The sequence below is a fragment of the Acinetobacter sp. YH12236 genome (assembly GCF_013417645.1).
GTDB lineage: Bacteria > Pseudomonadota > Gammaproteobacteria > Pseudomonadales > Moraxellaceae > Acinetobacter.
Map to the genome: position 1 here is coordinate 22707 of NZ_VPDM01000022.1, position 14833 is coordinate 37539.

14 protein-coding genes are annotated in these 14833 nt (G+C 40.9%); 7 read left to right on the forward strand and 7 right to left on the reverse strand.

Annotated features, from left to right (window positions below; genetic code table 11):
- Positions 1–162: 162 nt before the first annotated feature.
- Together FTV14_RS10575 and FTV14_RS10580 are read left to right on the forward strand one after the other, a co-directional pair.
- Complete coding sequence (locus FTV14_RS10575; protein ID WP_180053882.1) at positions 163–1428, forward strand: MgtC/SapB family protein; 1266 nt, start codon at positions 163–165, stop codon at positions 1426–1428.
- 130 nt (positions 1429–1558) lie between these two features.
- Complete coding sequence (locus FTV14_RS10580) at positions 1559–2587, forward strand: hypothetical protein (RefSeq protein WP_180053883.1); 1029 nt, start codon at positions 1559–1561, stop codon at positions 2585–2587.
- Between the two features lie 101 nt (positions 2588–2688).
- On the opposite strand, the gene tsaA is transcribed toward FTV14_RS10580, so the two are convergent.
- Positions 2689–3399 (reverse strand): tRNA (N6-threonylcarbamoyladenosine(37)-N6)-methyltransferase TrmO, encoded by a 711-nt coding sequence (gene tsaA, locus FTV14_RS10585; protein WP_180053884.1) that lies wholly within the window; start codon positions 3397–3399, stop codon positions 2689–2691.
- Between the two features lie 105 nt (positions 3400–3504).
- On the opposite strand from tsaA, the gene FTV14_RS10590 reads away from it, so the two are divergent.
- Together FTV14_RS10590 and FTV14_RS10595 are read left to right on the forward strand one after the other, a co-directional pair.
- Positions 3505–4284, forward strand: a complete 780-nt coding sequence (locus FTV14_RS10590; RefSeq protein ID WP_005236496.1) for a ferredoxin--NADP reductase — start codon at positions 3505–3507, stop codon at positions 4282–4284.
- A gap of 367 nt (positions 4285–4651) precedes the next feature.
- On the forward strand, positions 4652–7066 hold the full coding sequence (locus tag FTV14_RS10595) for a membrane-bound PQQ-dependent dehydrogenase, glucose/quinate/shikimate family (protein WP_180053885.1): 2415 nt from the start codon (positions 4652–4654) through the stop codon (positions 7064–7066).
- A 67-nt stretch (positions 7067–7133) separates the two neighbouring features.
- On the opposite strand, the gene FTV14_RS10600 is transcribed toward FTV14_RS10595, so the two are convergent.
- The 3 genes from FTV14_RS10600 to FTV14_RS10610 all read right to left on the reverse strand — a co-directional run bounded on the left by FTV14_RS10600 (position 7134) and on the right by FTV14_RS10610 (position 8400).
- Positions 7134–7316, reverse strand: coding sequence for a hypothetical protein (locus FTV14_RS10600; protein WP_166136002.1), 183 nt, complete (start codon positions 7314–7316; stop codon positions 7134–7136).
- A gap of 18 nt (positions 7317–7334) precedes the next feature.
- Positions 7335–7586 carry a hypothetical protein gene (locus FTV14_RS10605; RefSeq protein WP_166135999.1) on the reverse strand — a complete coding sequence of 84 codons (252 nt, stop codon included), beginning with the start codon at positions 7584–7586 and terminating at the stop codon, positions 7335–7337.
- 190 nt (positions 7587–7776) lie between these two features.
- On the reverse strand, positions 7777–8400 hold the full coding sequence (locus tag FTV14_RS10610; RefSeq protein ID WP_180053886.1) for a cation transporter: 624 nt from the start codon (positions 8398–8400) through the stop codon (positions 7777–7779).
- A gap of 85 nt (positions 8401–8485) precedes the next feature.
- On the opposite strand from FTV14_RS10610, the gene FTV14_RS10615 reads away from it, so the two are divergent.
- The 3 genes from FTV14_RS10615 (at position 8486) to FTV14_RS10625 (ending at position 10697) form a co-directional block, all read left to right on the forward strand.
- Positions 8486–8896 carry a Cd(II)/Pb(II)-responsive transcriptional regulator gene (locus FTV14_RS10615; protein ID WP_180053887.1) on the forward strand — a complete coding sequence of 137 codons (411 nt, stop codon included), beginning with the start codon at positions 8486–8488 and terminating at the stop codon, positions 8894–8896.
- A 133-nt stretch (positions 8897–9029) separates the two neighbouring features.
- On the forward strand, positions 9030–10439 hold the full coding sequence (gene yegQ / locus FTV14_RS10620; protein WP_180053888.1) for a tRNA 5-hydroxyuridine modification protein YegQ: 1410 nt from the start codon (positions 9030–9032) through the stop codon (positions 10437–10439).
- A gap of 3 nt (positions 10440–10442) precedes the next feature.
- Positions 10443–10697: a YfhL family 4Fe-4S dicluster ferredoxin gene (locus FTV14_RS10625; RefSeq protein ID WP_180053889.1), complete on the forward strand. Its 255-nt coding sequence runs from the start codon at positions 10443–10445 to the stop codon at positions 10695–10697.
- Between the two features lie 245 nt (positions 10698–10942).
- Here the strand turns inward: FTV14_RS10625 and ahpF are convergent, their stop codons facing one another.
- The 3 genes from ahpF to FTV14_RS10640 form a co-directional block, all read right to left on the reverse strand.
- Complete coding sequence (gene ahpF / locus FTV14_RS10630) at positions 10943–12508, reverse strand: alkyl hydroperoxide reductase subunit F (protein ID WP_180053890.1); 1566 nt, start codon at positions 12506–12508, stop codon at positions 10943–10945.
- Between the two features lie 226 nt (positions 12509–12734).
- Positions 12735–13652, reverse strand: a complete 918-nt coding sequence (locus FTV14_RS10635) for a hypothetical protein (RefSeq protein ID WP_166135984.1) — start codon at positions 13650–13652, stop codon at positions 12735–12737.
- Between the two features lie 37 nt (positions 13653–13689).
- The gene (locus FTV14_RS10640; RefSeq protein ID WP_179993421.1) at positions 13690–14823 is read right to left on the reverse strand and encodes a toxic anion resistance protein; all 1134 of its coding nucleotides are present in this window, start codon (positions 14821–14823) and stop codon (positions 13690–13692) included.
- Positions 14824–14833 lie beyond the last annotated feature (10 nt).

Sequence of the window (14833 nt, forward strand, 5' to 3'; positions counted from 1 at the left end):
TCGCATTCCATCGCGACTTCCAAACTTAAAAGCAATATTGTTTCTCATAAATGATAAACACATCACATGGGTTTTAGGTCATAACCTTTTTCTGCTTGTCGATGTGTCAATTTTTCGCCTATATTTCAATCAGGATATCTTATTCAATCGCTGAGACCGGGTATGGATTTAAACGTAGTTCCCTTAAATGAAAGTAGTTCCTTTCATGAGCTGCTTACCCTCCTGACCGCCGCCTTAGGATGTGGCTTATTGATTGGTCTGGAACGTGAACGGCATAAACAGCGTGAAGAACAGGCCAGTTTTGCCGGGCTACGCTCTTTTGCGATCTGTGCTTTATTAGGCGCATTGTGCTTTTTATTCGGAATGGCAATGGGTCTGGCCGGTGCACTCATTATTGGCGGTATTGTCATTTTTTCTATTAGAAACCAGATAGAAGATCCGGGGATTACCACCGAATTGGCCTTTATCATGACCTATTTTATTGGGGCGATTTGTCTGTGGAATATTCCTCTGGCTGCAGGACTAGCAGTTCTGATCACGATAATTTTAATGGCCAAACACTCTATGCATAATATTGCCGGACAGTGGATTACTGAGGCTGAATTTAGGGATGGATTACTATTATTAGCCTTGATTCTGATTGGTTTACCGCTAACCCCTGACCGGCCTTTATGGGGTGAAGTGCTGAACCCTTATCTGATTTTAAAATTAGTAACTCTGATTCTGGTAGTTCAAGCTTTGGCACATATCGCTAAACGTTTCTTCTCGACTAAAAATGCCTTGATATTGTCTTCAATTGCCTCGGGTTTTGTTTCCAGTACAGCCACTATTGCTCAATTAGGGATACAGGTCCGTAAAGGTGAAATGGATGCAAAATCCAATGCTGGTGCTGCCCTGATGTCCTGCATGTCGACATTAGTTCTATTGTTTATTGTAGTGGGAGGCGTTTCTTGGGACTGGCTAAAAATTTTGCTCTTACCGTCGTTGGTCGCTATGCTTCTTCTGGCTGCATGTGCATTTATATTATTACATAAAGCTGAACCTGCTAAAAATCAGGAGTCTCCTGAATCTTCTGACAGTAAGATGTTTAGCCTCAAGGAAGCTGTGATTATCTCTGCCGCATTAACCCTTATTCAGGCTGGAGTTTACGGACTGGAAATATTACTCGGTAATGCTGGTCTCCTGGCTGGTACTTTATTTGCGTCCTTATTTGAAATTCATGCCGCAATGGCCAGTGTGGTCATTCAAGGAGATCCCTCCAATACCCGTTTGATCTATGCCTTACTCTTAGGTTTAGGCGCACATGCTTTGGCTAAATCGGTCAATGCAGCCTTAACAGGTGGTTTTAAATTCGCGTTGTATTTTGCACCGATACAGATTTTACATATGGCTGTGTTGATGGGTATTTTTTGGTGGATGTATTTTTGACTATTAAGTATATTCAAATAATCAATTTTTATATATTTTACAAGTTTAATTCTAATATTTTCTCGCTATAATCAGTTTGCTTCAATTAAGAAAAGCAATATTTAAATTAATTATTTTAATAAGGACTATTATGAAGTTAAAAAATTTATCGCTCGCTATTTTCAGTGCATTAATGCTAAGTGCGTGTGGTGGGGGTTCATCTTCTAATTCAAATGGCGGTAAAACTGGAACTGGAACTGGAACTGGAACTGGAACTGGAACTGGAACTGGAAATACTACCCTTAAAAAACCTGACTTCCAACAATGGTCATCATTCTATATTGATGAATATTCCGACTCGGATCTAAATTATGAAATTGAACAGCTAACCTTTGATCAAGGGAATATCTATATAAAAGTAGACGAAACAACAGGCTGGGATGAAAGTGAAACTTTCTATCTAACTGAAAATGGATTATATGATCACGGTTCTACACATGCGACCTATGGCAAATTGCAAGGGACTATTACGGCTAATGCAACCACCTGGAAGCAAGTTCCATATTCTCCAATTAATTCCACAGGATTAAGCAGTACACTTACATTCAAGGTCTTTGATATTAGTGGTAAAAATATTGCTCAAGTCCTCAGTCCAGAGCATTATGTCAATTTAAAATATAATTTACTCGATACCTACCCTATGGGAGAAAAAGGGGAAGATTTTTATCGAGTACTTTCTAATTCAATATTCCCTACCGGATCTACTTGTATTCAATTTCAAACTATTGATAACTCACAAAAATATATTGAGCTATATAAATATTCACTTGAAGATTATGTACAAGATTATTTGAAACTTGAATGGGCTGATATTTCAAAAGATAGTAAATATGCCAAACATACTTTCAAGGATGCTATAGCATATCTAGATCTTAGAGAAGATCAGCAATGGGGACTAGCTGAATATAAGAGCAAATATTATGAAGTTGATTATCATCCAGCTGGAGAAGAATATAATATTAAAAATATTTTAGCCGCATCTAAAGCACTGGTTAATTCAGCATCTGCTCAGGACAAACCAGCTCTACAGGAGTATGCAACTTTACAAGAGAATGCATGCACTTTATTTAATAATATTGCATCTGAAGAATTAAGAAAGCAAATTAAAAAATACTCATAATAACGTGATATAAAGTACTTCGAGTGCTTTATATTCATATTAAATAGGGACTCCAATTTAGTTGAGGTTCCTATTTTAAATCAGTATTTCATTTTAAAAATTCAACAAATTAACTGATCGACTACAATATCAGTTAAAGTAACTTTAAATTTCACATCCAAATCCGCAAACTTCATTCCATAAACCCGGTTCTCATCATCCTGATATGCCGGCCTAGGATCGAGAGATAAAACGGCTTCAAGTTCTTCTAGCAATTGAGCAGATATTTTTCCTTTTTCTAATAATAATTTTTTTTGCTGTTCAGCGTCCTTACTCCACATTACAGACTTACGTGATGGTTCGTCCTGTGCATAGCCGCTTTGCGCATCAATCACTGCATCCGAATATTGAATATAAGGTTTAATGTCTATAATCGGCGTTCCATCTAATAGGTCGCTTCCAGTAACATAAACCCAGACATTTTTACCGACTTTTTCTACACGATTTAACTTTACGACTGATAAACCAATGGGTGCAGGACGGTACATACTACGTGTAGCAAATACACCAATTTTCTTGTTACCGCCTAAACGGGGTGGTCGAACCTGCGGACGAAACTGCTGGCTCTGCTGATTTTTATTGTCATGAAACTGCCAGACTAACCAGAGATGACTAAACTCTTCGATGCCTTCAAATGCGAGTAAATCATTATATGGGCCGATCATTTCAATATAGCTTTCAACCTGTACCAAATTAGGCTGACGCGGGATGCCAAACTTTTCTTTATAGGGAGAATGCATATAGCCAATAATCGGCAGAGTGAGTTCGGTCATAATCACTTTTTTTGATAAGCTCAATTAAATATATTCAGTTTATAGAGAATGAATTTAGATTAGAATAGCAACCTGTTCTAATTTGATAACTTATTGAGACCTTTAATGGCTGCTTTTAACGTCGAAAAGATTACTCACGTCCACCATTGGAATGACACTTTATTCTCTTTTAAAACGACTCGTGACACTGCATTACGTTTTAAAAACGGTCAGTTTGTGATGATCGGTCTTGAGGTCAATGGCAAGCCTTTAATGCGTGCGTATTCAATCGCAAGTGCAAACTATGAAGAAGAGCTAGAGTTTTTCTCTATTAAAGTGCCAGATGGTCCTCTTACTTCTATTCTACAAAAAGTTAAAGTTGGCGACGAAATCCTGGTTTCTAAAAAACCTACAGGTACGCTGGTTCTTGATGACCTGAATCCAGGTAAGAACTTGTATCTTCTTTCTTCAGGTACTGGTCTTGCACCTTTCCTTTCTGTGATTCGAGATCCAGAAACCTATGAACGTTTTGAAAAAATCATCGTCGTTCACGGTACACGTTTCATTTCAGAACTGGCTTATCAAGATTTGATTCTTAACGAAATTCCAAACCACGAATTCTTTGGTGAATTGGGCGCTAAAGAAAAATTAGTGTATTACCCAACTGTTACTCGTGAAGAATTCCATACTCAAGGTCGTGTAACCACTGCGATTGAATCTGGTCAATTATTCGAGAAAATCGGACTACCACGTTTCAATCCTGAAACTGACCGTGCAATGCTCTGTGGTTCTCCTGCATTCCTAGACGACGTTGCAGCACTGTTGGATCAACACGGTCTGAAAGAATCTCCACGTATGGGCGTTCTAGGCGATTACGTGATTGAACGTGCATTCGTTGAAAAATAATCTAAATTCCTTTGCAATCTCAAAACGCATGCTTTAAGCATGCGTTTTTTATATCCAGTAAGTCTTAATCTGAAAGAATTAACCCAAACTATTCTTTACTTAAAATTTTTTATAATCAAGACACTTAGAAAAACATAATTGTTCAAAACAATAAAATAAATGATAAATATCAATACTCACATTATATTTTTTAGTCAAAAAATCTTCTTAAATGTTAGAATATGTAACTGTAATTGATTTCTCATGAGGATTTATCCTCGCTAAAGACTTAGTTACATAAACTCTGTAAACTTTTAATTCGATCTGTTTTGATCCCATTCTCCTGTTTCACCGTTTATGCAACCAAGCCGTTTTTTATAGGCAAGGTATGAGCACTGAACAACCCTCCTCTCTCGAGCGTACAGGGTCTAAAGTCTATCGCTATTTTGTAGTGGTATTAACTTTACTCGTTGCGCTGTACTTGATCATTCAAGGCGCTAAATTACTCAGCCTCGGTGGTACAAGCTATTATCTCATTGCAGGGATTGCCTATGTTGCAATCGCCATTTTATATGCGATGAAAAAAGCCTTTGGTTTCTGGCTTTCTATTGTTACTTTTATTGCAACCCTCCTCTGGTCTATTGCTGAAGTTCAAGGTTTGAGCTTCTGGCAATATATCCCACGTCTGGTGGTTCCAACTATTCTGTTTGTCCTCAGCATGTGGGCAAGCAAAAGCCTGCCAACACTCAATGCTGCAAAAATCAAAGCTGCCAATCTTGTTGGCTTTGCCGGTTTCTTTGCCTGTGTCGCAGCCCTGATTGCTGCGTTCTTCCCACACGGCAAAATCCTCAATCCTGTTGATATCGTACAAGACCCTGCACTGGCTAAACCGAATGCAGAAAACCCAGACAACTGGGAATATTTCGGTCGTAATGGTAACGGTACCCGCTTTGCACCGTACACTGACATTACCCCTGAAAATGTCAAAGATCTAAAAGTGGCTTGGACTTATCACACTGGTCGTGATACTTCTGCCGGTGTCGATGAAAATACACCAATTCAAATTGGTAGTACTTTATATTCATGTACACCGACTAACATCATTTCAGCAATTGATGGTGACAGTGGTAAAGCACTTTGGAAATATGATCCACATGCAAAAACTGCAGAGCATATCACTTGCCGTGGTGTTGGTTACTATGATGCAACTAAAGACAAATCTTTAACTGCAGCAGACTTACAAGCACCGGGTATTAAAGCTTGTCCACAACGTATCCTGACTTCTACTGTTGATGGCCGTTTAATTGCCTTAAATGCCAAAACTGGTGCTTTATGTCCAGAATTTGGTGTGAATGGTCAAGTCGATGTCTTGCATGACATGGGGCCAACTGAACAAAGTAAACGTTATCACCCAACCTCGACCCCACTGATTGCGGGTCATGTTGCCGTATTAGGTGGCTGGGTACGTGATATTGTGCATGGCGAACCGTCTGGTGTTGTCCGTGCTTATGACGTTCGTACTGGTAAATTGGCTTGGGCTTGGGATGTCGGTAATCCTGAACTGGTTGGTGAACCTAAAGATGGCAAAGGCTTTACTTTAGAAACACCAAACATGTGGACCATCCCGACTTATGACAAAGACCTGAATCTGGTTTACTTGCCTACAGGTAATGGTCCTCCTGACTACTGGGGCGGCGACCGTAACGGAGCCAAAGAAAAATTTGGCTCTGCCATTGTTGCGGTAAATGCTTTGACTGGTAAAACTGTTTGGTCTTATCAAACTGTTCACCATGATGTTTGGGATTATGACTTGCCGTCACAACCTGTTCTTTATGACATGACCGATGATCATGGCAAAAAAGTTCCAGCGTTAATTCAAACCACTAAAATGGGGCAAATCTTCGTTCTTGACCGCCGTACTGGTAAACCAGTCACTAAAGTGGAAGAACGTCCAGTCGACACCAATGGTGCTGAAGGTGAAAAAATTTCTCCTACCCAACCATTCTCTGTTGGCATGCCACAAATTGGTAATGCAACATTGACTGAACAGGATATGTGGGGCATCTCAACCTTTGACCAACTGGCTTGTCGTATCGACTTTAAGGACTCTGTCTATAACGGTCTTTACACTGCACCAGGTGAAAAACCATATATCGAATGGCCTAGTCTGCTTGGTGGTTTCAACTGGGGTGGTATCTCCATTGATGAATCTACTGGCATGATGTACGTCAACGATATGCGTATGCCACTTCGTATGTCATTGGTTCGTAAAGAAGATATGAGTAAATATCATATCTCAACTGACGAAGTACCAGGATTCATGGGTACAGTACGTCCACAATTAGCTGGTCCTTATGCGGGTGTGAAAATTGACATCATGCAGTCTAAACTGGGTGTTCCTTGTAACAAACCACCATTTGGTACCATGACTGCCATCGACTTGAAATCTAAAAAAGTCGTTTGGGAAGTACCAATGGGTACAGCCAAAGAATTGGGTCCATTAGGTGTGAAAACCCATATGCCAATTCCTTTAGGTATGCCGACATTAGGTGGTCCTACTTCAACCGCTTCTGGTCTGGTGTTCTTCGCAGGTACTCAGGATTATTACCTACGTGCGCTGGATTCGAAAACTGGTAAAGAAGTGTGGAAAGCTGAGCTTCCTGTTGCTGCTGTTGCTGCACCGCTGATTTATAAATCTCCAAAAACTGGCAAACAATATGTTGTGATTTCTGCAGGTGGTGCAAGCCATTCTAAAGATGTTGGCGACTATATTATTGCCTTTGCTTTACCTGATCAAAAATAATTTTTTGATGAATAAAGAAAAAACCGAAGCTTAGGCTTCGGTTTTTTATTGCAATCGTCATTAAAAATTAACGATCGCGACCTTCCTGGTTTGCAGAACCTGAACAGCCTGCACCACCACCGATAATAAAACCGCTTTCTGCTTTGCATGAACCAATCATACGGCCATGTGAGTCAAATGTAGTCACTGTTGATGCACAACCAGTTAGTACAATAGTCGCTGCTAATGCAATAAGTGTTGATAATTTCATGATATTCCCCTCTAAGATTTATGGTGCTAAATGAATCTGATTTTGACTTGGTGGTACTGGCAATAAACCTGTCTTGGCATCCACCGTATTGTAGTTCACGCCAATTGCATTGCCTGATCCATTACAATGAGCACTAGCAGTTGAAAGCAGACCACGTGTAGCTTTACATGATCCAATCACCTGACCCGATGCATCATAAGTGACGACCATAGAACTACAGCCAGTCATCAGTATAATAGTTGAAAGTGAAAGTAGTTTTATGAAGCTCATTGCTCCCCCTCAAAAACACTAAAAAATTTAAATTGTTTAGTTATATGAATCTTTTCTAAATTTCGCGCATGATTCTTCCTAAATTTATCGCATTTGTAAAGCTTTATTTTTCATCTATTTTTTAGACTTATGGCTAATAAAAAAGCTGCCTGATCAGCAGCTTTTTCATAATTAAATTTAATATTAAGGATCAGGCTGACTCATGCTTCAATACTCGTTCAGTTAGAGCCTGTTTCACCACATGATATCCAGCGCTTAAGCCAAGACTCGCCATAATGATTGCAACAATAATATCTGGCCATAGACTGCCACTGCCAAAGACTCCCACTGCTGCAAAAATGACGGCCACATTGCCGATCGCATCATTACGGCTGCACAACCAGACTGATTTCATATTGGCATCGCCATCTCGGAAAGCATATAAAATTATGGCTGTGACAACGTTTGCGATTAAGGCCAAGACCCCGATGATCCCCATCGTAATGGCTTCAGGTGGAATACCTTGCATAAAGGCATAAATCACTTTACCAATGACGACCAGACCAAATACTGCCATGGTCAATCCTTTAACCAGAGCAACTGTTGCACGCCAATACAGACTTGCACCAATCACCGCCAGAGAAATACCATAATTCACAGCATCTCCAAAGAAATCTAGCGCATCTGCCCATAAGGCCGATGAATGTGCATAAGCACCGCCGATCAGCTCCACACCAAATAAGGTCAGGTTAATCAATAATGCAATCCATAAAGCTGTTCTAAATTTGCTATTAGGTTTGGGCGGCGCGGGTTCATGACTACAACTACAGGCCATATTATTCTCCGATGATTTTTTATCCTGAATGCGATAAAGTCATTAGAAACTATGGAGTCACTCCAAGGTCAAGCCTGAGGTATTTATGTCACATTATTTGATTTCTGATATAGCCAAGAAAACTGATTTAAGCACTGATACCATTCGATTTTATGAGAAAAGAGGTTTAATTCAGCCGAATTTTCGAGCAAGTAACCAGTATCGTTATTATAGCGAAGAGGCCTTAAAACGCTTGATTTTTATCAAACGCTGTCGTGCTTTAGGCATGTCTTTAAAAGAAATTGAATACCTGATTCAGCTGGAACAGAATCCAGAACAGGATTGCTGTGAAGTTAACCAGATGATTGATCAGCACCTTATAGATATTTCAAATAAAATTAAAGAATTACAGTTATTTAAACAGCAGTTAATGGCGCTTCGCGAAAGCTGTAATATCCCAACCACGATTGACCATTGCCAGATTTTGAAAACATTGGAATCTATTGAAAATAGCTGAAATATTTATGGATATTTTAAATCATTCACTGTTTATCTTTTAACTTGAAATTGAGTTGAATTATGCCAATTCCGAGTTATTTACTAGGTTGAATCCTGATTTTAGATGACTAGAATAAAGACGTACTTTTTATATGTCTTTCGATTTCATCATGAGCATTTCTCACGTTACCGAACTTCTCTCACCTGCTGGCTCACTGAAAAATATGCGCTATGCCTTTGCTTATGGTGCAGATGCAGTCTATGCCGGTCAGCCGCGTTATAGCTTGCGTGTTCGTAATAATGAATTTGACCATGACAATCTGGCGATTGGCATTAAAGAAGCGCATGAATTCGGCAAAAAGTTCTATGTGGTTGTGAATATTCAGCCGCATAACTCCAAACTGAAAAATTTTATCCGTGACCTTGAACCTGTGGTTGCCATGCAACCAGATGCACTGATCATGTCTGATCCTGGCCTGATCATGATGGTGCGTGAGCATTTCCCGCACATGGACATTCACCTGTCTGTACAGGCCAATGCCGTGAACTGGGCAACTGTAAAGTTCTGGAAGAATATGGGACTGACTCGTGTGATTCTGTCACGTGAACTGTCCATCGAAGAAATCGAAGAAATCAAACAGCAAGTCCCAGATATGGAGATTGAAGTGTTCGTTCATGGCGCACTGTGCATGGCCTATTCTGGCCGTTGCATGCTGTCTGGTTATATGAATAAGCGCGATGCTAATCAGGGTGCCTGTACCAATGCCTGCCGCTGGGAATACAAAGTACTGGATGCCAAGGAAGATGTGACTGGTGACGTGATTCCGGTGAAAAATCTGGATTCCGGCTGTTGTTCAAAAGATGCTGATGAGTCACATATACAAGTACAACATCAGTTTGATGAACCCGTGTTATTGCAACGTAATGACGAAGATATGTTCGCAGCCGAAGAAGACGAACATGGCACCTATTTTATGAATTCCAAAGACCTGCGTGCCGTTCAGCATGTGGAACGCCTGACCAAAATTGGCGTACATTCACTAAAAATTGAAGGCCGTACCAAATCTTATTTCTATTGTGCGCGTACTGCGCAGATTTACCGTAAAGCCATTGATGATACGCTTGCTGGTAAGCCATTCGACCCTTCATTGATGACTCAACTGGAAGGTCTGGCGAATCGTGGTTATACCGAAGGTTTCCTGCGCCGCCACGTACATAGTGAATATCAAAACTATGAAAATGGTTCATCGAGTTTCGATCATCAGCAGTTCTGCGGGGAAGTGTTAGAGCGTAATGGCGACTATATCAAGATTGATGTGAAAAACCGTTTTGTCGTTGGTGACTCACTAGAGCTGATGACCACTAAAGGCAACATCACTTTTACCTTGACAGAGATTAAAGACCGTAAAGGCAATCTGATTGAAGATGCCAAAGGTTCAGGTCATATCGTTGAAATTCCAGCTCCAGCAGATGTCGATATGCAGTATGCCCTGCTGATCCGTAATCTGCCATCATCATCTGTAGACATTTCAGCCTCTTCATTGGCTTATCAGGCGAGTTAAAAAATGGCGCTCTTGATTACCGATAAATGTATCAACTGTGATATGTGCTTACCGGAATGCCCAAATGAAGCAATTTATGAGGGCGAGAAGCTTTATGAAATTGACGTCAATCGTTGTACCGAATGTGTGGGTTTCTATGATCATCAAACCTGTATTGCCGTCTGTCCGATTGAATGCATTGTGCCGCATCCCGAGCATCGGGAAACGCAAGAACAGTTAATGGAGAAATTTAAAGGTTTGAATCTGTTCAAAGCTTGAATGATGCATGAAGTCTGATGACTTCATCTAAGAACAACCTTGGGGAAAGATAAAAATAAGGGTTGAAAACAAAAACTGTCCAGAGGAAAGGAACAGCTAAAAGCGATTGGGGACGCTTTTGGCTGATCTAACAATAACTAAAAAAAGGAACCCGGGTGTTCGCATCCTGAGTTCCTATAAAGCGAAAATAATAATAGGTGTTTGAGATTAAGCACCTGGAATGTGGGGATTCCAGGTGCTCTTTTTTACTGACCAGAGCGAATGATGTAATCAAAGGCAGATAATGATGCTTTGGCACCTTCACCAGTCGCGATGATGATCTGTTTGTAAGGAACAGTGGTACAGTCACCTGCAGCAAACACACCTTTGACATTGGTTTCATTGCGCTCGTTAATCACAATCTCACCACGGTTAGTTAGCTCAACATCGGTTCCTTTCAGGAAGTCAGTGTTCGGCAACAAACCGATCTGAACGAAGATCCCAGCCAACTCAACAGTATGCTCTTCATCAGTTGCACGGTCTTTGTATTTCAACGCTGTGACTTGTGAACCATCACCGATCACTTCGGTAGAAAGCGCATTTTTGATTACGGTGGTGTTTGGCAAGCTGTTCAGTTTGTCCTGCAATACCTGGTCCGCACGCAGTTTGGTATCAAACTCAACCAGCGTTACATGCTCAACAATACCCGCAAGGTCAATCGCAGCTTCTACACCGGAGTTACCACCACCAATTACCGCAACACGTTTACCTTTGAACAATGGACCATCACAGTGTGGGCAGTATGCAACGCCACGGGTTTTGTATTCTGCTTCACCTGGAACATTCATTTCTCTCCAGCGTGCACCGGTAGACAGAATGACTGTTTTAGATTCAAGTTTGGCACCATTTTCTAAAGTCACTTCTACCAGACCATTGGCTGTGCGATCTGCACCTTTAATGTCAGAGACACGTTGCAGGTTCATGATGTCAACACCGTATTCACGCACGTGTGCTTCCATTTCAGCCGCAAATTTCGGACCTTGAGTTTTTTGCACTGACGTATAGTTTTCAATGTCCATGGTATCCATCACCTGACCGCCCATGCGTTCAGCCACGATGCCAGTTTTGATGCCTTTACGTGCTGCATAGATCGCTGCAGTATTCCCTGCAGGTCCACCACCAATCACTAGGACATCAAATGCATCTTTGGCATTCAGTTTTTCAGCATCTTTGGCTGCGGCATTGGTATCCAGTTTGGCAATGATTTCTTCCAGCGTCATACGACCCTGACCGATATGTTCATTGTCTTGGAAGACCATCGGTACGGCCATGATTTTACGTTCTTCTACTTCTTCCTGGAAGAAAGCACCATCGATCATGGTTGCTGTGGTACCCGGGTTATAGATGGCAATCAGGTTCAATGCCTGTACCACATCAGGACAGTTATGACAGCTGAGTGAGACAAATACATCAAAGTCAGATTTAATGCCTAAACCTTTAATCGATTCCAGAACTTCGGCAGAGACTTTTGGTGCATAGCCTGAAGTTTGCAGCAATGCCAGAATCAGGGAAGTAAACTCATGACCCATCGGCAAGCCTGCAAAGAACACACGAGGCTGTTCACCGGCTTTTGCCACACCAAAGCTTGGTGCACGTTTGTTGGTACCGTCAAAACGGGCAGTCACTAGATCAGAAAGCTGGGCGATTTCCTCAACCAGTTCTTTGATTTTAGCTGATTTGTCAGAGCCATCCAGAGTTGCCACTAATTCAATCGGGCCTTCCAAACGTTCAAGTAGTGTTTTTAATTGAGCTGAAGTATTTTGATCTAACATTGCTAACGTCTCCAAGGGAGTAAATATTTATTCGATGAAGCTATATTAAGTGAATAACAAAAATAGGTAAAACAGTTTGTTTTTATCTTAAAGATCGTTTTTATAGATCAAAAACCATCTCCTCATTTTATTTTTTATTATCGCTAGAATTTATGCCTTTTATCCCAAAGAAACCGAATATAGATTGGAAAATAAAAATGCTCCTTTTAAAGAAGCATTTTTAAGTTTAGAAGATTCGCTGTTCAATACGTAGCGAACGCCCCTTAATTGAATTAGCTAGTACAAATATGATTAAGCTAAGCAAGGCAAATAAGATGGCAATGCCAATAATGATGACATTGGTAATCTTGCTGACTTGTTCGGCTTGCTGGGCTTGACGATCTACACTTTGTGCCACAGGCGTTAGACTTTTGCCATAGACCTGTTGCTGCATGGTCCAGATCTGTTCCGGTTTAAATCCGTATTGTTCAAACTTGTTATCTTGCCGCTCTGCTTCAACTACTTGTGCGACATAAGGTCTGGCTGCGGATAGATCCACAGGCTTATGCAAGAGTGCAGTTTGGGCAAGTAAATAAGATTTCACCGGTGAAGCAATATCGGAATCAACCAGATAACGAGCCACTTCACTATCATTGATATTACTATCGTAATAGACCACTTGCTGATAAGCGTCTTCACGGTCATTTCTCAGGTCATATTGCCAATAAGTCAGTCCTGACCAGATCACGATAAAGGAAATCAGCCAGCCTACAAACTTCAATATGAAAGACTGAAAGCGCACATAGAAGAAGCGAAACTTCTTCAGCAATCCAACCAGAAAAAATGCACCAATAAAAGAGGCAAAGATTTTCAGAATCAGCCAGCCAAACCAGCTTAATAGAGCAAAGAAATAATCCGGACTATCCCCAATACTGGCCAGATTAGCATCGACACTGACTGGTAAATGCAGCTGTTGAAGCTGAGTACTCAGGCCAAAAAAGCCATAAACCATTTCCTGCTGAAAGAATAGACCTATCACGGATGCAATACAGACCGTAGAGGTGGTCAGTCCCAAAAGCATCAAATTACGTTGACGCTTTTTGAGTGCGACGACCCCTTGCTTGATTTCCTGAGGATTTACAGCATATTCATCTAAGGGCGGCAATCTCTACTCCTTTTTTTAGATCTTGGCCCTACTGCATTTAGTTGGGTTTAGATCCACTGGTACTTGATTCAATCACCAAATGATTCAGATTATCTTGTAAGGCTCTTAAACGTACCGTTGCTTCAGTACGTTTCTGTACACCTTCTTTCTGGATCTGAATCACATCATTAACAGTTTTAATGAGGGTATTTTGCACATGTTCAAGCGTTTCAATATCAATAACAGAACGCTGGTTGGCTTTTGCCGTATCGACCGAGTTCTGATGCAATAAATCTGCATTACGGCGTAAAAGCTCATTGGTCGCATCATCAATGGTATTGGCCAGCTGTACGCTGTTCTTCTGTTCATTCAGTGAAATGGCCAGACTGATCTGGTTTTTCCATGCTGGCAATGTGATATTTTTAATGGCATAGAATTTATCCACCAGCATCAGGTTATTGGACTGAATAATCCGGATCATAGGCAAAGTCTGCATCGCAGATTGCTGCAATACCTGTAAATCACTGATGCGTTTTTCCAGATTATTGGCTAGATGATTTAGGTCATAGATTTTTTGCGTGGTGCTCTGATCTTGTGGCAAAGCTGTAAGCGCAGCAATTTCCTGCTGCAATTCCTGTTCACGTAAACGTCCAGCTGCAATATGAATACCCAGCTGCTTGTATTCTTCCTGCACCCCATCGAACATTTTATCCAGGGTATCAACGCGGGCTTTTAATCCAGATTGTGAAGTTTCAATTTCCTTGACCAGCACATCAATCTGTTCTTTGGTGGTATTGAAATGCGAGTCAAAGTTATCTTTCACGCCCTTAAATTTGCTGATGATATTGCCCAGAAATCCTGAACTCTTTTTCTTGTTCAAGATACTGCTGGTATTCAGTTGCTGTGCCACCTGCACCACCTGATTCAGCTTTTGACCGGTTGCATCCAGATCTTTGTTCTGTACCAGATTCAGCAATTCATCGGTATAGCTTGAAGTTTTGGTGGCTATATTTTTGCCATATTCGGCCACACTATTATGACTCATATTCTGCAGTTCTTTACGTGCTGCCAAGACCCCCTGAAAATCGGCAGGCTGCAAGCCCAGCTCTTTGAGATCCATTTGCTGAAACTTCTGTTCAGTCAGTTCAGTTGAGCTTTCGACAGGTAAATTTACTACATCAGATTTGGTCATGTTTCACCTT

Coding starts and splice junctions, on each gene's coding strand:
- FTV14_RS10595 (WP_180053885.1), top strand. CDS start 4,652: ATGAGCACTGAACAACCCTCCTCTCTCGAGCGTACAGGGTCTAAAGTC.
- yegQ (WP_180053888.1), top strand. CDS start 9,030: ATGTCTTTCGATTTCATCATGAGCATTTCTCACGTTACCGAACTTCTC.
- tsaA (WP_180053884.1), bottom strand. CDS start 3,399: ATGACCGAACTCACTCTGCCGATTATTGGCTATATGCATTCTCCCTAT.
- FTV14_RS10605 (WP_166135999.1), bottom strand. CDS start 7,586: ATGAGCTTCATAAAACTACTTTCACTTTCAACTATTATACTGATGACT.
- FTV14_RS10575 (WP_180053882.1), top strand. CDS start 163: ATGGATTTAAACGTAGTTCCCTTAAATGAAAGTAGTTCCTTTCATGAG.
- FTV14_RS10600 (WP_166136002.1), bottom strand. CDS start 7,316: ATGAAATTATCAACACTTATTGCATTAGCAGCGACTATTGTACTAACT.
- FTV14_RS10590 (WP_005236496.1), top strand. CDS start 3,505: ATGGCTGCTTTTAACGTCGAAAAGATTACTCACGTCCACCATTGGAAT.
- FTV14_RS10615 (WP_180053887.1), top strand. CDS start 8,486: ATGTCACATTATTTGATTTCTGATATAGCCAAGAAAACTGATTTAAGC.
- FTV14_RS10625 (WP_180053889.1), top strand. CDS start 10,443: ATGGCGCTCTTGATTACCGATAAATGTATCAACTGTGATATGTGCTTA.
- ahpF (WP_180053890.1), bottom strand. CDS start 12,508: ATGTTAGATCAAAATACTTCAGCTCAATTAAAAACACTACTTGAACGT.
- FTV14_RS10640 (WP_179993421.1), bottom strand. CDS start 14,823: ATGACCAAATCTGATGTAGTAAATTTACCTGTCGAAAGCTCAACTGAA.
- FTV14_RS10610 (WP_180053886.1), bottom strand. CDS start 8,400: ATGGCCTGTAGTTGTAGTCATGAACCCGCGCCGCCCAAACCTAATAGC.
- FTV14_RS10580 (WP_180053883.1), top strand. CDS start 1,559: ATGAAGTTAAAAAATTTATCGCTCGCTATTTTCAGTGCATTAATGCTA.